Raw genomic sequence first — 21,390 nt, 5'->3', positions numbered from 1 at the left:
CGAAGCATAAACATCCGCCTGAAAGGGCGGGTGTTTTATTTTTTTTGTAAATCTGTACCATTTGCCTCGGTCCCGGGACGGAGGACGATTTCATTCCCGCGCCGCTATCGTTTTTACGCCAACCTGTTGTACACTTAGATCAAAGCTGCAGAAGAGGCCTGGAGCGAAATCCGGCCCCCAAGTTGATTGTTTAAAGGAGATACGGCTTATGAAAAAACGATGGTTGGACCGGCTGTTCGGCGGCGTCGTCCTGATCGGGATCGGCGTGATTTTCCTGCTGAACCAGCTGAACGTCATTGATATCAGTCTCGGTTACGTATTCAAGCATTATTGGCCCGTCATCCTCATTGTCCTTGGCGTCAAGGAATTGCTGAAAGGGCGGAGAGCCTTTGCGGGAGCGGCCATCCTGCTGCTGTTCGGAACTTATTTTCTGGGGAGGAACGAAGGCTGGGATTGGGTGACCCCGGGCAGCTTCTTTAAAATCATCATCCCGTCCCTGCTGATCCTGGCGGGCTTGTACGTCATCTTCAAACCGAATGACCGCAAGCCGCCGTCCCGGCCGAATCAGACGGTTGAGCCGCCGGCGTTTACGCCCGACCCGCCCGAACCGGAGGATTTGACCGCAAAGTCGACTTTGGACCAGCAATTCGAGGAAAAGTTCGGCATCCCGTACACGAAGCAGCAGGCCGAGCACAAAACGATCCATGCCGATGCGGGCTTTGATGACGACGATGACTTTGACCCCGACGATCCGTTCGACGACAACCCGAAGGATCGATACAAACACTATAAAAAAAGATACCGCGAGCAAAAAAAACAATATCGGGAGATGAGACAGGAAGCCCGGCATCAACACCGCCACCATCACCGCCACCATGGCGAATGGGACGGACATGACCACGACGGCGGGAAAATCAACCGGTCCTCGTTTATCGGCGACATTCACCTGGGACGCGACTATTTCCAATTGAAGCCGACGAATCTGTCGCAATTTATCGGCGATACGGTCCTGGATCTGACGAACGCGCATATTCCTTACGGCGAGACGAAAATCAACATTTCGGCGTTCATCGGCGACATCAAGGTGTACGTGCCCGACGATACGGACCTTGGGATTTCCATCCATACCAGCTCGTTTATCGGAGACATGTCGGTCCTTAACGAATCGCGCAGCGGATTCATGAGCAACGTACAGATGAAAACCCCGTTTTACAAGGAAGCCCGGAAAAAAATCCGGATTCATGTCAGCGCGTTTATCGGGGACATTAAAGTGAACAAAGTGGGTTAAGCGCATGCGGAATATTATGAAAAATACGAAGTGGGTGCTGCTGTTTTATTTTATTCTGACCGGTCTGTTGATGAGCGCGGTGCTCGTGATCGGGGCGGACAGCGGATATCTGGTCGTAAAGGGAACCTGGGTTTGGGTCTACACAAGCCTGGGCTTCCTGCTGTTGTCGATCATCATCGGCTATGTGGCCGGCCAGCGGATCCAGCGGAGGGTCGACGTTCTCGAATACAACATGCTGCAAGTGGCCAAAGGCAATTTATCCGTGCGGATCGGGGAGTGCGATGACCCGACCTTTGCGCGGCTGTACCATGAGTTCGACAACCTGATGGACGCGATGGAGAAAAAAATGATGCTGCTGCAGCGGATGGGCGAGCAGGAGGTCGTGGAAAAGGAAAAAGCAGCCGAACGGGCCGTTTTGGAGGAACGCCGGCGCATGGCGCGGGATTTGCATGATACGGTCAGCCAGCAGCTGTTCGCCATTCATATGTCCGCCTCCTCGCTTCCCAAAGTGTTGGAACGGAATGCCCAGCAGGGGCAAGTAGTGATGGATCAGCTGATTTTCATGTCCCAGATGGCGCAAAAGCAGATGCGGGCGCTGATCGCCCAGCTCCGCCCGGTTGAGCTTGAAGGCAAAAACCTGGAGGATGCGCTCGAGGTATGGTTCCCGGATTACTGCCGCCAAAACGCGCTCAAAGGGATGAAGGAAGTCGAACTGCAGGGCAAATTGTCCGAAGCGATCGAACATCAGCTGTTTTTGATTATCCAAGAGGCGATGGCGAACATCGTAAAACATGCCCATGCGCGTCTGGTCAGCATGTCGCTGCGCGAAGAGCAAAGACAGGTCGTGCTCAGCATTAGCGATGACGGACAGGGTTTTAACGAGGTGCCGCATAAGACGGGATCTTACGGCTTGTCCACGATGCAGGAGCGCGCCGAGAAATTGGGCGGAAAAGTGGAAATCATCAGCCGTCAAGGTTCCGGAACGACGATTCGCGTACATATACCTAAATTTGTGGAAGGAATGAACGGGGAACAACCACAGGGAGAGGATGAGGAACAATGACGGATGTTTTGAAAGTGATGATCGTCGACGATCATGAAATGGTGCGGATGGGGCTGAAGACGTATTTGATGCTGGAGCCGTCCATCGAGGTCGTGGGCGAAGCGGACAACGGCTCCAAGGTGGTCGATTGGCTGAAAAACGCCGCGCCCGAGCAGTTTCCCGATCTGATCCTGATGGATTTGATGATGCCGGTGATGAACGGCGTGGAAACGACCCGGGCGGTTTTGGCCGAATTCCCCGCCATGAAAATCGTCATTTTGACCAGCTTTCTCGAGGATGAGCTTGTCGTGGATGCGGTGGAGGCCGGCGCCGTCAGCTACGTGCTAAAAACCGTGTCGGCGGATGAGCTGATCTATGCCCTTCAGGGCGCCAACCGCGGCATGCCGGTCATGACCGGCGACGTGTCGCAGGCGCTGACCCGCGGCATACGGCAGCGTACCGTCCAGGGCGATTCCTCCGGGCTCACCGAACGGGAGAAAGAGGTGCTGCTTCTAATCGCCGAAGGCAAAAGCAACAAAGAGATCGCCGAAGAGCTGCATATCAGCATCAAAACCGTCAAAACCCATGTCAGCAACCTGCTGATGAAATGCGAGCTGGAGGACCGGACGCAGCTGGCGATTTACGCGCACCGCAAAGGATGGGTGCAGGGATCATGAAGCTCATCCTTCAGTGCTTACTAACATTAGCTCCTCTTCATGGCTAATTCTGTTGGTTAAAAATGATTGTTCGTATGCAAGATTGTATAAAAAATACAGGAAGATAATAAATAATTGCAGAATACTTCTTTTAGAATATACTGTATTTTTTGGAATATATGATAATATTAATAATGAAAAATGCAAATTGATAGGAGGTATTTTCTATGAAAAAATTTTTAATTGCTTCTGTTGCAGCATCTTTACTTGCAGTCGCACCAAGTGCAAGCTTTGCATCAAATGAAATACCGCCTCAGATTCAAGAGCAGTCTTCAAAAATCGCTCTGAATTCAGATCAATTAGCCGCATCATTAGATCCAGTATACATTTCCTCATATAAACCTTCTCGTGGATATTCTCAATCTAAGGATGTACCAGCAACTGTTCCTTATTCAACAACTATTAATGGTTATCAATATTATGGAAATCTGAAACTGATCTCAACTCAGCTGATAAATGGATTATGGTACGGTACTTATGCAGGATGGATAGCAGTTTTGGCTTAATGAGATGAACTAAAAATTAGTGGCATCAAATTTATTAAATAAACAATTTTTCAAACAACAGACCCAGTATCTTAAAAGGTACTGGGTTTGTTGTTTATTTAAAGAGCGAACATTATCAATTCAGTCGTTTATAGTTAAAAATAATAAAAAAACATCTTATCAATGTCTTTTGCAGTTTCTTTTTATCTCCGCTTAAATTGTTTTTAATCTGTGGTTAAGGTTTATAGTACATCATATAAACAGTTAAACAATTCCCCAAGGACATTGAGATATAAAAAGGGTGCACAGGAGGCATTATTATGGACGAAAGAAACAGATCGGGTCAACCTGAAGACGAGTTTCAAAACGACGGCGTGAAGCGTCAAGGATCTTCCGAATCGGGTTCTTCATATTATTATTCCTACGGACCGTTCCAGTCGATTGGAAAAGACCGGGCAGAACAGCATGGCGCCGAAAGCCACGGCAGACAGGAGGACGTCGAAATTACGCCTCCGAATCCGGTCCGGCCGCTCCCGACAGCAAATGCATACCGCTCATCGGCCGACTCCGGCAATCCCGGCGGAACGGGAGGGGGCGGCGGCAACTGGCAATTTAACCAGAAGCCGCAGCAGAAAACTTCCGTCAAAACGGTGTTGATTTCGTTCCTGGCCGGCGTGGTCGTCATTTCGGCGCTTATGTTTACATCCGACCGGATGAACCTGTTTACGCCGGACACGGCCGCCCAGTCTGGAGAGCAAACCAGCACGCCGGTAACGGCTGCTCCGGAAAACAGCAACGGCAGCAACCAACCGGCTTCGCTTCCGCTGAACAAGCCGCTTGACGTCTCGGGCGTCGTGGAACAAGCGGGACCTGCGGTCGTTAAAATCGAAACGCTCGTCAAATCGAACAGCCGGAGCTCGCAATCGCAATCGCCGTTTATGAACGATCCGTTTTCGTTCTTCTTCGGCGGTGAGAGCGATTATTACGGCAACAACGGCGGGGATTCCGGATCCGGCCAAAATTCGCAGAATCAAGGAAAATCCCAGCTGGTTCCGTACGGCATCGGCTCCGGATTCATCTATAAAAAAGACGGCTACATTTTAACGAATGAGCACGTCATTGAAAACGCGGATGTCATCCAGGTAACGATCGAAAACGACAGCAAAACGTATGAAGCCAAACTGCTCGGCAAATCCAAGGATCTTGACCTTGCCGTGCTGAAAATCGAAGGCAGCAAGGACTTCCCGGTCGTGCCGCTCGGCGATTCCAGCAGCATGAAAGTCGGTCAGCCGGTCGTTGCGATCGGTAACCCGCAAGGTTTTGACCACTCGGTTACGACAGGGGTTCTCAGCGCCCGCGAGCGTACGATCGACGTTGGCGACGATAACGGCTCGGATACGAGAAAATACCAGCATTTGCTGCAAACCGACGCTTCCATCAACCCCGGCAACTCCGGCGGTCCGCTTCTGAACCTGAACGGCGAAGTCATCGGGATGAACGTCGCCGTCAGCAAGGATTCGCAAGGCATCGGGTTTGCCATCCCGGCGAGCACGATCAAAAACGTCGTTCAGAAGCTGGAAAACAATCAGGAAATTCCGAAGGATCCGGAACCGTTTATTGGCGTCAAGCTGATAACTTTAACGGATGAAGTCGCCAAGCAAATGGAAACAAACGTAACCCAAGGTGCGGTCGTTGTAGAGGTTACTTTCAAATCTCCGGCCTATGAAGCTGATCTGCGCCCATACGATATCATTACCGGCGTCGATAGCATCAACGTTAAAACCCATACGGATATTGTGAATTATATCCAAAAACAAAAGGTTGGCGCGAAAGTCACGCTGCATGTCGTCCGCAACGGTAAAAAAATGGATATGGAGCTCACCATCGGCGACAAAAACAAATACAACATTCCTTCTGAAGACAGCAATCAGTGATCATCGGAAGGCTTCAATCGGCAGCGGAAGGGAAGGTCCCTTCCGCTGTTGCCGTGCAAGGATGCAAACGCAAAACTTCACTGCTACAATAGAAATAACAACGAACATAGTTAAGTAATAAAGGAGCCATCCGTTTATGCGATCGAAAGTACTGATTATTGACGACGACGAAAAAATCATTTCCATGCTGCGCAGGGGGCTTGCGTTTGAAGGCTATGATATCATAACGGCCAGCAACGGAGCGGAAGGGTTAAAAAGCGTGCTGAACAGCGAACCCGATCTGGTGATCCTCGACGTGATGATGCCGCAGGTCGATGGATTCGAGGTGTGCCGCCGTTTGCGCGAAGGCGGAATCCGCGTGCCGATCCTGATGCTGACGGCGAAAGACGAGATCGAGCACCGCGTAAAAGGGCTGGATCTTGGCGCCGACGATTATTTGGTCAAACCGTTTGCGCTCGAGGAGCTTTTGGCCCGTGTTCGCGCATTGCTGCGGCGGAAGCCCGGTCAGGAGGAAGCGGAAGACCATCGCTTGACCTTCGAGGACATCGTGCTTGACGTCGATTCCCGGGAGGTGCTGCGCGGCGGGCAGCGTCTGGAGCTGACTGCGAAGGAGTTCGAGCTGCTGCACCTGTTTATGCAAAATCCGAAACGCGTGTTGTCCCGCGACCTCATCATGGATAAAATTTGGGGCTACGATTACAGCGGCGAATCCAACGTGCTTGAGGTCTACATCGCGATGCTGCGGCAAAAAACCGAGGAACATGGAGGCAAACGCGTAATCCAGACGATTCGGGGGGCCGGCTATATTCTGAGAGGTGACTCCTAAACATGTCCATACGACTCCGGCTGACAGCCTGGTATACGTGCATCTTGGCCGTAACGCTGATCTTGTTTGGCTCTGCCGTGTATGGGGTGGTTCATTTTTATACTTTTTCTAAAGTGAAGAGCAATCTTGAAGAGCAGAGCAAACAAATTCAGCCTAATCTGGTGTTGTACATTTCCCAAGGTGAATTAAAATTTGATATTGGTGGGTTGTCCGCGACTTCGGGTTTTCAATCTTCCCAGATTTTTGGACAGTTGCATGACTATAATAATAATCGTGACCTGATCACGGAAAATTTGGGGAGGATGAAAAAGACCTTTCCCGTCCCTTCCGCAAAGAATGCTTTTAATGTCGATTCTTTTGAGACCTTCCGATTAAACGGCAATCCTTTCATGGTCTATCAAAAGCCTGTTGTTGTTCAGAATCAGTTAATCGGATTTTTGCAACTCGCCGTTTGGACTGGTCACGAGGAGGAATTGCTAAGTCTTCTCCGTTCCATATTGATCATCAGCGCAACCATCATGGTACTCATGGCCACCACCTTCGGCCTGTTCCTCGCCCGCAAGTCGATCGCCCCGATCGGGAAAGTCATCGAAGCGGCCGACCAAATCCAGAAGGGCTCGGACCTGAGCGTCCGAATCGCTTACGACGGGCCGCAGGACGAGATCGGGCAGCTGATCAATACGGTCAACAACATGCTGGGGCGGATGGAAGGCTTTTATAAAAACTTGGAGGAGTCCTACGCCGCGCAGCGCCGTTTCGTCTCGGACGCGTCCCATGAGCTGCGCACGCCGCTCACGACGATCCGCGGAAACGTCGATCTGCTGCAAAAGATGTGGTCCAAGGACGATTCCGAACGGCCGAACCTGGATGAAGAGACCATGCATCAGATGACGCTCGAAGCGGTCAGCGACATCGCGGACGAATCGAAGCGGATGAGCAGGCTGGTCAGCGACATGCTGTCGTTGGCCCGCGCCGATACCGGGCGGACCTTCGAGAAGCAGCCGGTGCCGCTGGAGATTCTCGTCGAGGAAGTGGCCCGCCGGGCCAAAATGCTGCCGCGCACGGCCGAATGGATTACGGGAGACTTTTCCGTCCTGAACGGCGTTTATATTAACGGCAACAAGGATTACATGCAGCAAATGCTGTTCATTTTTATCGAAAACGCGTTCAAATATACGCCGGAAGGCCAGGTCGTGTTCGATGCCTTTATTTACAAAAACCAGGTAGGCATCCGGATATCCGACACCGGCATCGGCATGGACAAAGAAGAAGTGCCGCATATTTTCGACCGCTTCTACCGGGCCGACCAATCCCGCGGCGTGACGGAAGGCATCGGCCTCGGCTTGTCCATCGCCAAATGGATCATCGACGAGCTGGAAGGTTCGGTTGAGGTCGTAACGCGCCTCGGAGAAGGGACGACGTTTATCATCTGGCTGCCGATCGTCTTTCCGACGCCACTCGAATAGGGTATAATGAATAGATGTTAGCTGAAACAGCATAAGGAAAGCAGGTGAAGTCAGGCATGGAAGTCATTAAAATATCACCGCGCGGATACTGCTACGGCGTCGTGGACGCCATGGTGCTTGCGCGCCAGGCGGCCCAGAACCTGGATCTCCCGCGCCCTATATATATTCTCGGCATGATTGTTCATAACAGCCATGTGACGAACTCTTTCGAAGACGAAGGCATCATCACGCTCGACGGGGCCAACCGCTTGGACATTTTGAACCAGGTGGATAAAGGGACGGTTATTTTCACCGCCCACGGGGTTTCGCCCGAAGTACGGCGTATTGCCCGGGAAAAGGGGCTGACGACGGTCGATGCCACTTGCCCGGACGTGACCAAAACGCATGATTTGATCCGCGAGAAGGTGGCGGACGGATACGAGATCATTTACATCGGCAAAAAAGGCCATCCCGAGCCGGAAGGCGCCATCGGCATTGCGCCGGAACACGTGCATCTCATTGAGAAGGAAGAAGAAATCGATCAGCTGGACATTCCTTCTTCCAAAATCGTCATTACGAACCAGACCACGATGAGCCAGTGGGATATCAAGCACATCGTGAAAAAGCTGCTTGAACTGTATCCGTCGGCGGAAGTGCATAACGAAATTTGCCTTGCGACGCAGGTGCGTCAGGAAGCGGTAGCCGAGCAGGCCGGCCAGGCCGATCTGGTCATCGTCGTCGGCGACCCGAGAAGCAACAATTCGAACCGCCTGGCGCAGGTTTCCGAGGAGATCGCCCATGTCAAAGCGTACCGGATCGCGGACATTACCGAGCTGAAGCGCGAATGGCTGGAAGGCGTCAACAAGGTGGCGGTGACTTCGGGGGCATCGACGCCGACGCCGATCACGAAAGAGGTCATCAACTATTTGGAACAATACGATCCGAATAACGAAGAAACCTGGGAAATCAAACGGACGGTAAACATGCAAAAGCTTTTGCCTCCGGTCAAAAACATCAGATCGTAAAAAGCGATGCCAAAAAAGCGATTAGGGAACAGCGGTACAAGAGATCCACGTCTTGTGCCGCTGTTTTTTTATTTCATTACATCAGGCCGTTTTCTAAAAAATACGAGAAGCAGCGGCGGAAAAGATTGAAGCAGCACGCGAGTTATCGGCAAAACCCCCGATGACCAGGCGCCAAGCAACCAATGGATTTTATGCCCTGGTCTTGACGGAGGGAGGAAAATAGTTTATTGTTACTTTATCGATTAAAAGCATAAAAGCTAAAAAGCTAAAACGCGTTTAAGCAAATACGTATCGGCTTATCAAGCTTTCCGGAACCCGGCTTCCGGGATTCGATTCGGCATACAGAACCTGATAATAGAGAGGAATGGTAATCATGATCGTCATTACATCCAATACAACTCCCGAAGAACAAATCCAGGACATCGTTCGCGTCATCGAAAAAAACGGGCTTCAAGCCCATATTTCCAAAGGCTCGGACCGTACGGTGATCGGGCTCGTCGGGAAAGTGGACCCGTCGATCGCCGAACATTTGCGGCAGATGAAAGGCGTCGAAAACGTCGTTAAAATCACGAAATCGTACAAATTGGCAAGCCGCGACTTCCATCCGGAAAACACGGTGATTGACATTAAAGGCGTTAAAATCGGCGGCGACGAGCTGGTCGTCATGGGCGGACCTTGCGCCGTGGAATCGGCGGCCCAAATCGACGAAATCGCCAAACTCGTGAAAGCGGCCGGCGGGCAGGTGCTGCGCGGCGGCGCGTTTAAACCGCGCACGGGCCCGTACAGCTTCCAAGGCGTCGGCGTCGAGGGGCTGATCATGATGGCCGAAGCGGGGGAAAAACACGGCCTGCTTACGATCACCGAAGTCATGACGCCGGAATACGTGGACATCTGCGCGGAATACGCCGACATTTTGCAGGTCGGCACGCGCAACATGCAGAACTTCGACCTGCTGCGCAAGCTGGGAACCTGCGGCAAGCCGGTGCTTCTGAAGCGCGGTTTCAGCGCGACCTACGACGAGCTGCTTAATGCCGCCGAATACATTCTTGCCGGAGGAAATCCGAACGTTATGCTGTGCGAACGCGGCATCCGCACATTCGAGAGCTACACGCGCAATACGCTGGACCTGTCGGCGATTCCCGTGCTGCAGCAGCTCAGCCACCTTCCGGTCATTTCCGACCCAAGCCACGGCACGGGCCGCCGCGAGCTGGTGGAACCGATGTCCAAAGCATCCGTGGCCGCCGGAGCCAACGGTCTTATTATCGAGATGCATACCGATCCCGACAACTCGATGACGGGCGACGGCGTGCAGTCGCTGTTCCCGGACCAATTCGCGGCGCTGCTGAAGGATTTGGAAAAGCTTGCTCCGCTCGTCGGACGCACCTTCAACACGGAAAAGGCCCCCGCTGAGGCGTTTGTCGTCTAATCGGCCGATTCATAACCTGCAATATACAAGCCTGCTCACCGGCCTCCAGACCGGGTGGGCAGGCTATTTGCGTGCGGATAACATAGGCTTGAAACCAAATGTGTAAGAATACCTGACACAAGTCAAAAAAATACCTGACATGGATATTGACGATGTCAGGTTTTGTGTTTTATAATGACGACATAAATAGTAGATACTGAACGTTCACGTAGAAAATGCGGGTAAATGTTCGGATAATGGGAGGAAGAGAACATGTCGGTTGAAAACGTGTTGAAAACGATCAAAGATAATGCAATTGAGTGGGTGGATTTTCGTTTTGTGGATTTGTCTGGCCGGGCCCATCACATTTCTTTGCCTGCCAGAGAAGTGGATGAGGAGACGTTCGTAAACGGGGTTGCGTTTGACGGCTCTTCCATCGCCGGATTCCGCGGAATCGAAGAATCCGACATGGTTATGATGCCCGATCCGGAAGCGGCATTCATCGATCCGTTTACCGCACATCCGACCATCAACATCATGTGCAACATCTATACGCCGGACGGCGAGCGTTACGAGCGCGATCCACGCAGCATCGCGGCGAAAGCGGAGGAATATCTGCAAGCCAGCGGCATCGGAACAGCTGCATTTTTCGCGCCGGAGTCCGAGTTCTTTATTTTTGATGACGTACGTTACGAAAGCAGCATGAACAGCTCTTCCTTCTATGTGGATTCCGAAGAAGCCGCATGGAATACGAACCGCAAGGAAGACGGCGGCAACCTCGGCTTCAAGGTCAGAGTGAAAGGCGGATACGTGCCGGTCGCTCCTGTCGATACGCAGCAGGACATCCGCAGCGAAATGTGCCGCCTGCTTGAAGAAGTGGGACTGCGCGTGGAACGCCATCACCATGAAGTGGCAACCGCAGGCCAAGCCGAAATCAACTTCCGTTTCGACACCCTGAAGAAAACAGCGGATAACCTGCTGATCTACAAATATATCGTGCACAACACGGCCCGCCAATACGGCAAAGTGGCAACCTTCATGCCGAAACCGCTTTTCGGCGACAACGGCAGCGGAATGCACGTGCACCAATCGATTTTCGACGGCGATACCCCGCTGTTTTATGAAAAAGGCGGCTACGCCAACCTGAGCGAGATGGCTCTTCACTACATCGGCGGCATCCTGTACCATGCGCCTGCGCTGCTTGCGCTCACGAACCCGTCGACCAACTCGTTCAAACGTCTGGTTCCGGGCTACGAAGCGCCTGTAAACCTCGTATTCTCCAAAGGCAACCGTTCCGCGGCCATCCGCATTCCGGTCGCTGCCGTAACGCCGAAAGGCTGCCGCATCGAGTTCCGCACGCCGGACTCCACGGCCAACCCTTACCTGGCCTTCTCCGCGATGCTGATGGCCGGCCTCGACGGCATCAAGCGCAAAATCAACCCGGTTGAGCTCGGCTACGGACCGATGGACAAAAACATCTATGAGCTCTCCGACGAGCAAAAAGCCGAAATCCGCAGCGTGCCGGGCACGTTGGACGAAGCGCTCGACGCGCTGAAAGCGGACCATGAATTCCTGCTTGAAGGCGGCGTATTTACGAAAGAATTCATCGATAACTTCATCGAATTGAAACGCGGCGAAGCCAAAGCGGTATCGATCCGGATTCATCCGCATGAATATAGTCTGTATTTTGACTGCTAATCGAAATGTTGGCGAAAGGCTGTCCCGGCACGGGGCAGTCTCTTTCGTTTTGCAATTCTTTAAAGCTTTAATCCGGGAAATATGCTAAAGTGGAATAAGGAACGATGGCAAACCGGGACCTGGTGCTTGTGCATTTTGGTACTTGATGCCTTCCCGGATACCTGCTATTATTGAATTCAAAAATTCGAGTACAGAGAGAGGATGGAGAGTTAACGTGAGCAAGAGAGCATACAATTTCAATGCGGGGCCGGCGGCGCTGCCGCTTGAAGTGTTGACGCGCGCGCAAGCGGAGTTTGTTGATTTTCGGGGAACGGGCATGTCCATCATGGAAATGTCGCACCGGGGCAAAGTATACGAAGAAGTCCACCATGAAGCGGAAAGCCGCCTGCTGTCGCTTCTCGGCAATCCCGAAGGCTACAAGGTGCTGTTTTTGCAAGGGGGAGCCAGCACGCAGTTTGCGATGATTCCGATGAACTTTTTGACCGAAGGCAAAACGGCAAGCTACGTCAAAAGCGGAAGCTGGGCGGACAAAGCGATCAAGGAAGCGAAGCTGATCGGCGAAACGCATATCGCAGCCTCTTCGGAAGCGGACAAGTATATGAAGATTCCCGATCTTGCAAGCATCGAAATTCCGGAAAACGCGGCGTACCTGCACGTGACCTCCAACGAAACGATTGAAGGGACGCAATACCAGCAGTATCCGGCCACCGGAAACGTGCCGCTGATCGCGGATATGTCCAGCGACATTTTGTGCCGCGAATTCGACGCGACGCAGTTCGATTTTATTTATGCGGGCGCTCAGAAAAACCTGGGACCCTCCGGGGTTACGGTCGTCATCGCCCGGGAGGCCATGCTGGCCGATTCTCCGAGCCACATTCCGACGATGCTCCGTTACAGCACGCATGCGAAAAACGACTCTCTGTACAACACGCCTCCGTCTTTTTCGGTATATATGGTAAACGAGGTTTTGAAATGGATCGAAGAGCAGGGCGGCCTTGCCGGAGTCGAACGGGCCAACCGCAAGAAAGCGGGACTTATTTATGATATAATCGATAGCAGCGAAGGCTTCTATCGCGGTCCCGTGGATGCCGGCAGCCGCTCGATCATGAACATTACGTTCCGCCTGGCATCGGAAGAACTCGAAAAGCAGTTCATCAAGGAATCGGAGCAGGCAGGATTCGTAGGCCTGAAGGGTCACCGCAGCGTCGGCGGACTGCGCGCTTCGATTTACAACGCGGTGCCTTACGAGAGCTGCAAAGCTCTGGTCGATTTCATGGCCGATTTCCAGAAGCGTCATGGATAAGGCAAGCTGAAACGGACTTTAGCCTGTGGAACAGACAGCCTTTCGCCCAACGGCGAAGGGCTTTTTCGTTGCTTTAGGCGGCGGTTTCCCGCTTTGAATCTTGAATCTGAAGGATGGAGTGATTGACCCATGGCACTGCATATCGTGCTTGTAGAACCTGAAATACCGGCCAATACCGGAAATATCGCAAGAACCTGCGCCGCGACGGGCGCCCATTTGCATCTGGTGCGTCCGCTCGGATTCAGCACGGACGATGCGAAGCTGAAAAGAGCGGGCCTGGATTACTGGTATGCCGTTCACATCGAATACCATGATTCGTTTGCGGAGCTGCAGGAGAAATACCCGGAAGGCCGTTTCTTCTATACTTCGACAAAAGCAGACAAGCGCTATACCGACGTCGAGTTCCGGGACGGGGATTTTCTTGTGTTCGGAAAAGAGACCAAGGGACTACCGCCGGAGCTGCTTGCCGCGAACCCCGACACCTGCATCCGCATGCCGATGACCGACAAGGTGCGCTCTTTGAATTTGTCCAATTCGGCGGCGATCATCGTGTACGAAGCGCTGCGCCAGCTCGATTTTCCCGGCATGAAGTAAGTTTCTAAAAGAAAGAAATAAAAATGTTTATCGTTAGCAGGATTCGACATCCGTACATCGAACTATTAAAAAAGACCCATATTTTTGTGATTGGAAAAGGCATCCTGGCCGTAAGGAGTACTTTCTAATCAGGGGGGAAATGTCCTTCGACGGCATTCGAGCAGATGAATCCGCGCGAATCGACGTTTTCTTCGCGATTGTAGAGATGGTTCGGCCCCGTTCGCAAATCATGTCTATAATCCCATAAGTTGAATAGTTAAATAGGAGAGGTGTAGTTTGTCTATGAAACCTGCTGGCGTAGTTCGCAAAGTCGATCAGCTGGGGAGAATCGTCTTGCCCAAATCGTTAAGAAAACGGTATCAGATGAATGAGGGGGACCCTGTCGAAATTTTGGTGCAGGGAGATCATATCATTTTGGAGCGTTACCGTCCGAAATGCGTATTCTGCGGCTCCATGGAAGAAGTGAGCGAGTTCAAGGAACGTTACATTTGCGGGCAGTGCCAATCCGACATGGCGCAGCTGCAAAGGCACGCATAATGACCAATCAGGCATCACGAATGCATTCGTGATGTTTCTTTTTTTAGCGGGTGAAGAAAACGAAAAAAAGGCTTCCTGGTCAGGAAGCCTTTTGGGCCGTGGATTAAAGGCCTTTGGTCTTATCATCGTTATAAGCCGCGGTTAAAATGCCTGCCAGGAACATAGCAAGCACCAGTGCAATAATCCAAAACGTTAATGAGAACGACATGAAGGCCACCTCCCGCTAATCTACCATGCTCATAAACCATATTATACCCACACTTCGGCAAAAAATAAATGAATATCGTTTTATTTGAAAAATAAAAAGTGGGTCGGCACCGGCCGCAGGCTGCCGTCCGACGGATGGTTGACGACTCTTCCGTTCACAATAAGGGAAGAAGAACCGCCGCCGTCCAGATTATAGGCATCCATGACGCCAAGTCCGTACAGTTTGCTTTGAAGCTCTTGCAGCGTCGCCCCGGAGCTGCCGCTTTCGTTGTAACCGTCGACGACAAGGATCAAAAGCTGGTCGTCCTTATAGTTCCCGATCACGGTACGCGGCGCGCGGTACGGCGACGTTTTCCATTTTTCCGGAATCGGCATCGGCTGCCCGTTTTTCAGCAGAACCGGCACGAACGTAGCCCCGAATCTCGGTTTGAGGCGATCCAAATCCGCCTGGTTCGAAAATTTGCCGCCGATCAGCCTGCCAGCATCGTTCAGGCCCACAAAAAACAGATCCTTGAAGCTGGGCTCGAATCCGTTGACGTATTTTCCGTTCAGCACCGTGGTGCTCAGCGGGTAACGCTTGCCGCCGCTATCGGCAAACCCTCCGGCGTTGATGCCGGCCACGGCGCCTTTCCGGCTCACGGCCTGAAGCGTCGTTTCCGCCCCGCCGACTTTGTCGCGGCCAAGCGCCATCTGCATGGCGTCCGGGTCCTTGAGTTTCACTTTCATCGCGTACCCCTGGTATACGCCGGGATTCACGCGGTACAGCTCGATCCGGATCCGGCTGCTTTCGACCCGCTCGAACGGGGTACCGAGCTTGCCGCTGATCCTGCGGTTATAAATGGACTCGGGTCGCGCCGCCTGGGTTTGAGCCGTCTTGACGATGGCATTCATGGCGGCGGTCGTCTGTTTATACAGGGCCGAAGTTTTGCGAATCGAAGAAATGGTCGCCTTTACGGTTTGATCGGCCTTGTCCAGGTTTTGCTTGAGCTGCACCGTTTGGGCCGCCAGCGTTTGCTTAGGGACGTAGGAGGCCGTATGTACCTCCACATGCATCGATTGGAAGCTGAACAACATAAACGCGAACATGCCCAGAAAAGGTCCGGTCGCAAGCAGGAAAAACCGGTTGATTTTCTTTTTCGTCGAAATCATTTCAGCAAGTCCATTTTCCGCTGAAGTTCGCTCAGCTGTTTTTTGACTTCGTTCAGCTGGGTGTACAGCTTATTGCTGTTATCCGTTTTGCTGGTCGCGTTGTCTTTGGTGAACGTCAGCAGCTCGTTAAACGACTGCACCTTGCTTTCGAGCTCTTTCACTTCCCCGGACAATTCCGCAAACCTGGCTTCATAGCTTTGCTTCAGCTCATTCATTTGTTTGTGCGTGTCGGCCTGAATCTGCCGGACCATTTCCTGCTTCATATGATTGCTGTATAGATAAGCGCTGGTTATGCCTGCGGCTATAAGCAATACCCAAATGATCAAAACGAGCATGACGGAAGGGGATTTTCCCCGGCTTGTCCGGTTTTGATAGGCGGAGGAAGGATCGGTGTTCGTTTGCATATCATCACCCCGGTTACAATTGGTTTTTTTGCCAGTCCTCATTCTAACATTCCCCTACCAATTTCGCAAAAATGAATCTAAAGTCACAGAAAAGCCTAAAAAGAGATTGCGCCATATGGAAGCGTTGCGATACAATCTTGTTAGATTTATTTGCTGCAGGGAGCGGGCATGGTATGTTTAACATTATTTTCCTAATTATGCCTCTGACGCCACGATCTACCTTTTATACGTCTGAAAACAAGCATTTAACGCGCTCATGACTAATCATAAATCAGATGATCAAACATTCATTCCACTTTTATCGATCAGGGGGTTTCAATCGAAATGACGAAGGTTTGGCGGGTCGTGATTGTTGACAGTCACCCCACGAGTATGCTGGGAACCAAATTGATTTTGGAAGAAAGGGAAGAACTTAGGGTTACGGGCATGGGTTCCACCTGGGAGGAAGGGCTGGTGCTCGTGGCCGAACAAAAGCCGGAACTGGTGCTCTTGGACTACCAAATGCCGGAAGGAACGGCGGAAACGCTGCTGGAAAGAATCAAACATGCGTCGCCGGACAGCCATGTAATTATTTTGACCGATACCGACGGGATCAAGCTGCTGCATTCGATCGTCAATTTGGGCGGAAGCGGAATTTTGTCGAAACAGGCGTCCGCGGCCCAATTGATGCTGATGATCGACGGGCTGCGCGAAGGGCTTGCGATGCTGCCGATGGATTGGCTGAAAAACGGGATTTGGCAGGTGCAGCCGGCGGTGATCGACGGCGGGTTGTATCATTTGACGGAAACCGAAATTTTCATCATGGAACGGATCGTGCAGGGCATTACCTATGATAAAATCGCGATGGAAATTTCCGTCAGCCGGCGTTCGATCGACAATTATTTGCGTAAAATATACGTGAAGCTCGGCGTGTCCACCCGGGCCCAAGCGATCGAAAAGTTCGCGCTGACCATGAGACAAAAAAGTCCTGTTTTCAATTGATCCGGGATATATATAACATGTGGAAGAGAAGATACATGCCGGATCGCCGGTGATTGGAACTGGGAGAAGGAGGAGATATCATGCAGTATTCCTTTGCGGAGCGCACGAAGGCGATGCTTTCGTCGCCGATTCACTTCATGAGATCGCTGTCTACTCGGGAATCGTTCATTTCTTTTGCCGAGGAACTTCCCGCCGAGGAGTTGTTCCCGATTTCGTCACTGGAGGCTGCCGCGGCAGCCGTCATTTCCAAAAGCCCTGCGGCGCTGCAATACGGCGAGCCGCAGGGCTATTTGCCGCTTCGGGAATGGCTGTGCAAGGATTTTCAGGAACGCAAGGGAACGGATGTGCATGCGGGGCAGGTGCTGCTCACGACCGGCAGCCAGCAGGCGATGGACCTTTTAGCCCGCGTATACGTTGAGCCCGGCGATCCGGTGCTGGTCGAGCAGCCGACGGCTCCGGGATTTTTGCAAATCCTGAAGATGCAAGGAGCGTCGATCGTGCCGGTCGAAGGGGATGCGGAGGGGATCAACCCGGAGCGGTTGCTTGAGGAAGCGGAGAGGCTGAAGCCGAAGCTTCTGCTCGTATCGCCGAACTTCACGAATCCGACCGGAATATTGTGGAGCCTGGAACGCCGGCGGGAGGTTCTGGATATATGCAAATCGCGGAAAATCCTCATCGTGGAGGACAATTCCTATGGCGACCTTCATTTCGGGGGAATCGGCGCAAAGGCGTTTTACCGCGAGTATCCCTCCCTGTATTCGCTGGACGATGCGGGAAACGGGGGGCAGGTGCTGCATATCGGCTCCTTCAGCAAAACGGTCGTTCCCGCGCTTCGTACGGGCTGGGCGGCCGGGAACAAAAAGATGATCGATACGATGGTCATGGCCAAACAGCTGGCGGATTGGCAGTCGAGCCATTTCAACCAGTGCCTTCTCCACTATCTGCTTGAATCTTCTACCTTTAATATCCATGAACATATCCGGATGCTGAACCGCGAGTACGAAACGAGACTCAAGCTGATGACGGAGCTGCTGAAGCGTCCGGCGTGGAAACATGTAAGCTTCGAGGTGCCCCGGGGCGGAATGTTCCTGTGGGTAAAGCTCCCGGATGCCCTGGACGGCGTCGCCCTGCTGAAATGTTCGCTGGATAAAGGCGCCGCGTTTTTGCCGGGCTCATTGTGTTATCCGAATGGGGGCGGCAGCGGATATATCCGCCTGAATTTCACGCATCCCGGCCGGGATGAGCTGCTGCTCGGGATGAATTTGATCGGCGAAGCGATCTCGGAATTTACGGCCCGGAGTTAACGTTTGCCGGCCGGTTCCGCCGCGGATGAAGAAGCGGTTTCGAGCACCCCGGCATATTCCTTGAGGCATTCGGTTCCGGCTGCCGTGAGCACGTAACGGCCGCGCCTGATCCGTTCAAACCATCCGTAATAATTATGCTGCAGGATGGCCGCCGCGTTGCCGATGCCGGTCAGGCTGCGCAGCTGGGCGGGAGACGCGCCTTCCGGAGGCGCGGCCGCCAGGGCTTGCGCGACGCGCAGCGCTTTTTCGCGGTAGGCGGTAACCAGCTTTGCCCGGCTGCTTCCGCCGACGTTATAATCCCCGCTGCGTTCGTGGAACTCGTACAATAGGCGCTCCTTGCGTTTTTGCCTGACGGGTTTCGCCGGCTCCTGGACGCCCGGTTCGCAGAGCACTTCGACAAAAGGTTTTTTCGTTTTATAAAACGTAATCGTGATGAGGCCGAACCCCAGCTTGCGGCACAATTTCGCAATATCGCCCCAACGCTGATTGACGGCTCCGCGCTTGGCCCTGCTCCGTTCGACCGCCAAATAAACGCGGGAACTCAGCTGAAGACGTTCCATCCCCTGCAGCAGCAGCGCGAGATTGAACGTCTTTTTCATTTCCACGATCAAGGGCTCCGCCTCCGCCGGATGCACCCCGACCAAATCGCAGTGCCGCACCTCTCCTTTGATTTCGTAGCCCCGCTGTTCGAAAAAAGCCTTCAGCGGCTCATACAGCTCGGTTTCATGCCGTACGGTCATGATCATTCCCCTTTGCTTCCAAGACGGTTGATTTCCTATATTATAACATTCGATAAAAGACAATCCTCCTTTCGCGAAAAAATAGGTCAACTAATCCCATGGTTCCGCATAGGTATGTAATACACTTTTCGATCAATGGATTTGCGAATATGAACAAAGAAAAACGGGATGAAAGTTGACCCTTGACGCTTTGATGGAATTTTTGACAACTCATAACGTAGTCATAGGAGGTACTAGCATGGATATTTTCGAACGCGTTGCGGCCTATCGGGCAGAAAGTGATCAACTTGCGTGGAACGGCACCTTTAAAGATTACATCGAGCTGCTCCGTAAAAATCCTTCGGCGGCGGTCACGGCTCATGCACGCGTGTATGACATGATCAAGTCGTACGGCGTGGAGGAGGTTGGCGGCCATAAGCGTTATAAATTTTTCGAGCAGGAGATTTTCGGCCTGGACCGGTCCATCGAGAAGCTCGTGGAGGAATATTTCCATTCCGCGGCGCGCCGGCTTGACGTCCGCAAACGGATCCTGCTGCTGATGGGCCCGGTTAGCGGCGGCAAATCTACGCTGGTCACTCTCCTGAAAAGGGGCCTGGAAAAATACTCGCGAACGGAACAGGGAGCGCTTTATGCCATAGACGGCTGCCCGATGCACGAGGAACCGCTGCATTTGATCCCGCTCGAGCTCAGGCCCGAAGTGGAGAGGGAGCTTGGCGTCCGCATCGAGGGGAATTTATGCCCTTCCTGCCAAATGCGCCTGAAGCTGGAGTACGGCGGTGACATCGAAAAGGTGCCCGTAACCCGCGTGATCATTTCCGAGGATGCCAGGGTGGGGATCGGCACCTTCAGCCCTTCCGACCCGAAATCGCAGGATATCGCCGATCTGACCGGCAGCATCGACTTTTCGACGATCACCGAATACGGCTCCGAATCGGATCCGCGGGCCTACCGTTTTGACGGCGAATTGAACAAGGCCAACCGGGGGCTGATGGAATTCCAGGAAATGCTGAAGTGCGACGAGAAGTTTTTGTGGAATTTGCTTTCCTTAACCCAGGAGGGCAATTTCAAAGCAGGGCGTTTCGCGCTGATATCGGCGGATGAATTGATCGTCGCGCATACGAACGAAGCGGAATACAAAGCGTTTATTTCCAACAAGAAAAACGAAGCGCTGCAATCACGGATGATCGTCATGCCGATTCCATACAACCTGAAGGTTTCCGAGGAAGAGAAAATCTACAACAAGCTGATCAAGCAAAGCGATATGCAGCATGTGCATATTGCGCCGCATGCGCTGCGAGCGGCAGCCATTTTTTCCATCCTGACCCGCCTGAAGGAAACGAAAAAACACGGCATGGATCTGGTCAAAAAAATGCGGATGTACGACGGGGAGGAAATCGAAGGCTTCAAGGAAGCCGACCTGAAGGAAATGCAGTCCGAGTATTTGGAAGAAGGCATGTCCGGCGTGGATCCGCGGTATGTCATCAACCGCATTTCCAGCGCTTTGATCAAGCAGGACCTTCAGTGCATTAACGCGCTGGACATTTTGCGGGCGATCAAGGACGGACTCGACCAGCATGCCTCCATCACCAAGGACGAACGGGAGCGTTATTTGAATTTTATCGCCGTTGCCCGCAAGGAATACGATGAGCTCGCCAAAAAAGAAGTCCAAAAAGCGTTTGTGTACTCTTTTGACGAGTCGGCAAAAACGCTTTTTGAAAATTACCTGGACAATATCGAAGCTTTCTGCAACATGTCCAAAATCCGCGATCCGCTGACCGACGAGGAGATGAATCCGGATGAGCGCCTGATGCGTTCGATCGAGGAACAGATCGGCATTTCGGAAAACGCCAAAAAGGCGTTCAGGGAAGAAATCATGATCCGCATATCGTCCTACTCGCGCAAAGGGAAAAAATTCGAATACCATAACCACGACCGGCTGCGCGAAGCAATCGAAAAGAAATTGTTTGCCGATCTGAAAGACATCGTCAAAATCACGACCTCCACCAAAACGCCGGATGCGACGCAGCTGAAGCGGATCAACGAAGTCAGCAAACGTTTGATGGATGACCATGGATATTGCCCGGTCTGCGCGAATGAATTGCTGAGATACGTGGGAAGTTTGCTGAACCGGTAAAAAGCGGAGCCGTCCTCGGACAGAGGGCGGTTTTTTTCGGTTCCGGATCTCCGTTTAGGAGCCCCTTCAAACATTCAGATCGGAGCCAGGGGAGGGGCAGGCGCTCCCGCAGGATTTTTCAGGGACAGGAAAGATTTGCAAAAAAATGATTCAAATCTAGTGGATTACGCGTC

19 protein-coding genes are annotated in these 21,390 nt (G+C 52.4%); 16 read left to right on the top strand and 3 right to left on the bottom strand.

Annotation, left to right across the window (positions count from 1 at the left end; translation table 11 throughout):
• Window positions 1-208: 208 nt before the first annotated feature.
• From liaF to KI367_RS14585, 13 genes are all read left to right on the top strand, one after another.
• On the top strand, window positions 209-1,288 hold the full coding sequence (gene liaF, locus KI367_RS14645) for a cell wall-active antibiotics response protein LiaF (RefSeq protein WP_212950529.1): 1,080 nt from the start codon (window positions 209-211) through the stop codon (window positions 1,286-1,288).
• Window positions 1,289-1,292: 4 nt separating this feature from the next.
• A complete protein-coding gene (locus KI367_RS14640) occupies window positions 1,293-2,351 on the top strand; it encodes a sensor histidine kinase (protein WP_036715316.1) in 1,059 nt (352 codons plus the stop codon).
• Window positions 2,348-3,007: a response regulator gene (locus KI367_RS14635; protein WP_036715317.1), complete on the top strand. Its 660-nt coding sequence runs from the start codon at window positions 2,348-2,350 to the stop codon at window positions 3,005-3,007. The genes KI367_RS14640 and KI367_RS14635 overlap by 4 nt, the downstream gene beginning before the upstream one ends.
• Window positions 3,008-3,213: 206 nt before the next feature.
• Window positions 3,214-3,552 (top strand): hypothetical protein, encoded by a 339-nt coding sequence (locus tag KI367_RS14630; protein ID WP_156124752.1) that lies wholly within the window; start codon window positions 3,214-3,216, stop codon window positions 3,550-3,552.
• Between the two features lie 299 nt (window positions 3,553-3,851).
• Entirely contained in the window at window positions 3,852-5,465 is a 1,614-nt protein-coding gene (locus KI367_RS14625) for a S1C family serine protease (protein ID WP_212950527.1), read from the top strand.
• A gap of 136 nt (window positions 5,466-5,601) precedes the next feature.
• The gene (locus KI367_RS14620) at window positions 5,602-6,291 is read left to right on the top strand and encodes a response regulator transcription factor (protein ID WP_036714965.1); all 690 of its coding nucleotides are present in this window, start codon (window positions 5,602-5,604) and stop codon (window positions 6,289-6,291) included.
• A gap of 2 nt (window positions 6,292-6,293) precedes the next feature.
• Entirely contained in the window at window positions 6,294-7,757 is a 1,464-nt protein-coding gene (locus KI367_RS14615; protein ID WP_212950525.1) for a sensor histidine kinase, read from the top strand.
• Between the two features lie 56 nt (window positions 7,758-7,813).
• On the top strand, window positions 7,814-8,761 hold the full coding sequence (locus tag KI367_RS14610; RefSeq protein WP_212950523.1) for a 4-hydroxy-3-methylbut-2-enyl diphosphate reductase: 948 nt from the start codon (window positions 7,814-7,816) through the stop codon (window positions 8,759-8,761).
• Between the two features lie 373 nt (window positions 8,762-9,134).
• Complete coding sequence (gene aroF, locus KI367_RS14605) at window positions 9,135-10,187, top strand: 3-deoxy-7-phosphoheptulonate synthase (RefSeq protein WP_036714963.1); 1,053 nt, start codon at window positions 9,135-9,137, stop codon at window positions 10,185-10,187.
• Between the two features lie 252 nt (window positions 10,188-10,439).
• Complete coding sequence (gene glnA, locus KI367_RS14600; RefSeq protein ID WP_036714962.1) at window positions 10,440-11,864, top strand: type I glutamate--ammonia ligase; 1,425 nt, start codon at window positions 10,440-10,442, stop codon at window positions 11,862-11,864.
• Window positions 11,865-12,078: 214 nt separating this feature from the next.
• Window positions 12,079-13,167, top strand: a complete 1,089-nt coding sequence (gene serC, locus KI367_RS14595; protein ID WP_036714961.1) for a 3-phosphoserine/phosphohydroxythreonine transaminase — start codon at window positions 12,079-12,081, stop codon at window positions 13,165-13,167.
• Between the two features lie 129 nt (window positions 13,168-13,296).
• The gene (gene trmL, locus KI367_RS14590) at window positions 13,297-13,761 is read left to right on the top strand and encodes a tRNA (uridine(34)/cytosine(34)/5-carboxymethylaminomethyluridine(34)-2'-O)-methyltransferase TrmL (protein WP_036714959.1); all 465 of its coding nucleotides are present in this window, start codon (window positions 13,297-13,299) and stop codon (window positions 13,759-13,761) included.
• Between the two features lie 282 nt (window positions 13,762-14,043).
• A complete protein-coding gene (locus tag KI367_RS14585; protein WP_036714958.1) occupies window positions 14,044-14,298 on the top strand; it encodes an AbrB/MazE/SpoVT family DNA-binding domain-containing protein in 255 nt (84 codons plus the stop codon).
• Between the two features lie 288 nt (window positions 14,299-14,586).
• Here KI367_RS14585 and KI367_RS14580 read toward each other — a convergent pair whose 3' ends face one another.
• Together KI367_RS14580 and KI367_RS14575 are read right to left on the bottom strand one after the other, a co-directional pair.
• Window positions 14,587-15,654: a phosphodiester glycosidase family protein gene (locus KI367_RS14580; RefSeq protein WP_212950521.1), complete on the bottom strand. Its 1,068-nt coding sequence runs from the start codon at window positions 15,652-15,654 to the stop codon at window positions 14,587-14,589.
• A complete protein-coding gene (locus tag KI367_RS14575) occupies window positions 15,651-16,058 on the bottom strand; it encodes a hypothetical protein (protein WP_036714956.1) in 408 nt (135 codons plus the stop codon). The genes KI367_RS14580 and KI367_RS14575 overlap by 4 nt, the downstream gene beginning before the upstream one ends.
• A gap of 324 nt (window positions 16,059-16,382) precedes the next feature.
• Between KI367_RS14575 and KI367_RS14570 the strand changes: the two genes are divergently transcribed.
• Window positions 16,383-17,039 carry a response regulator transcription factor gene (locus KI367_RS14570; RefSeq protein ID WP_036714954.1) on the top strand — a complete coding sequence of 219 codons (657 nt, stop codon included), beginning with the start codon at window positions 16,383-16,385 and terminating at the stop codon, window positions 17,037-17,039.
• 80 nt (window positions 17,040-17,119) lie between these two features.
• Complete coding sequence (locus KI367_RS14565) at window positions 17,120-18,343, top strand: aminotransferase-like domain-containing protein (RefSeq protein WP_212950519.1); 1,224 nt, start codon at window positions 17,120-17,122, stop codon at window positions 18,341-18,343.
• On the opposite strand, the gene KI367_RS14560 is transcribed toward KI367_RS14565, so the two are convergent.
• The gene (locus KI367_RS14560) at window positions 18,340-19,083 is read right to left on the bottom strand and encodes a DUF2161 domain-containing phosphodiesterase (RefSeq protein WP_212950517.1); all 744 of its coding nucleotides are present in this window, start codon (window positions 19,081-19,083) and stop codon (window positions 18,340-18,342) included. The two genes, KI367_RS14565 and KI367_RS14560, sit on opposite strands and share 4 nt — an antisense overlap.
• A gap of 238 nt (window positions 19,084-19,321) precedes the next feature.
• Between KI367_RS14560 and KI367_RS14555 the strand changes: the two genes are divergently transcribed.
• Window positions 19,322-21,217 carry a PrkA family serine protein kinase gene (locus KI367_RS14555; RefSeq protein ID WP_212950516.1) on the top strand — a complete coding sequence of 632 codons (1,896 nt, stop codon included), beginning with the start codon at window positions 19,322-19,324 and terminating at the stop codon, window positions 21,215-21,217.
• Window positions 21,218-21,390: the final 173 nt, after the last annotated feature.

Origin of the sequence: Paenibacillus cookii, assembly GCF_018333375.1 — a bacterium.
GTDB classification, from domain to species: Bacteria; Bacillota; Bacilli; order Paenibacillales; family Paenibacillaceae; genus Paenibacillus_AQ; species Paenibacillus_AQ cookii.
The sequence above is the reverse complement of the archived record's forward strand: the minus strand, read 5'-3'. Positions and strand labels throughout refer to the sequence as shown.

Coding starts and splice junctions, on each gene's coding strand:
- liaF (WP_212950529.1), top strand. CDS start 209: ATGAAAAAACGATGGTTGGACCGGCTGTTCGGCGGCGTCGTCCTGATC.
- KI367_RS14555 (WP_212950516.1), top strand. CDS start 19,322: ATGGATATTTTCGAACGCGTTGCGGCCTATCGGGCAGAAAGTGATCAA.
- KI367_RS14565 (WP_212950519.1), top strand. CDS start 17,120: ATGCAGTATTCCTTTGCGGAGCGCACGAAGGCGATGCTTTCGTCGCCG.
- glnA (WP_036714962.1), top strand. CDS start 10,440: ATGTCGGTTGAAAACGTGTTGAAAACGATCAAAGATAATGCAATTGAG.
- KI367_RS14570 (WP_036714954.1), top strand. CDS start 16,383: ATGACGAAGGTTTGGCGGGTCGTGATTGTTGACAGTCACCCCACGAGT.
- KI367_RS14575 (WP_036714956.1), bottom strand. CDS start 16,058: ATGCAAACGAACACCGATCCTTCCTCCGCCTATCAAAACCGGACAAGC.
- KI367_RS14580 (WP_212950521.1), bottom strand. CDS start 15,654: ATGATTTCGACGAAAAAGAAAATCAACCGGTTTTTCCTGCTTGCGACC.
- KI367_RS14630 (WP_156124752.1), top strand. CDS start 3,214: ATGAAAAAATTTTTAATTGCTTCTGTTGCAGCATCTTTACTTGCAGTC.
- KI367_RS14635 (WP_036715317.1), top strand. CDS start 2,348: ATGACGGATGTTTTGAAAGTGATGATCGTCGACGATCATGAAATGGTG.
- KI367_RS14625 (WP_212950527.1), top strand. CDS start 3,852: ATGGACGAAAGAAACAGATCGGGTCAACCTGAAGACGAGTTTCAAAAC.
- trmL (WP_036714959.1), top strand. CDS start 13,297: ATGGCACTGCATATCGTGCTTGTAGAACCTGAAATACCGGCCAATACC.
- KI367_RS14615 (WP_212950525.1), top strand. CDS start 6,294: ATGTCCATACGACTCCGGCTGACAGCCTGGTATACGTGCATCTTGGCC.
- KI367_RS14640 (WP_036715316.1), top strand. CDS start 1,293: ATGCGGAATATTATGAAAAATACGAAGTGGGTGCTGCTGTTTTATTTT.
- KI367_RS14560 (WP_212950517.1), bottom strand. CDS start 19,083: ATGACCGTACGGCATGAAACCGAGCTGTATGAGCCGCTGAAGGCTTTT.
- KI367_RS14620 (WP_036714965.1), top strand. CDS start 5,602: ATGCGATCGAAAGTACTGATTATTGACGACGACGAAAAAATCATTTCC.
- aroF (WP_036714963.1), top strand. CDS start 9,135: ATGATCGTCATTACATCCAATACAACTCCCGAAGAACAAATCCAGGAC.
- KI367_RS14610 (WP_212950523.1), top strand. CDS start 7,814: ATGGAAGTCATTAAAATATCACCGCGCGGATACTGCTACGGCGTCGTG.
- KI367_RS14585 (WP_036714958.1), top strand. CDS start 14,044: ATGAAACCTGCTGGCGTAGTTCGCAAAGTCGATCAGCTGGGGAGAATC.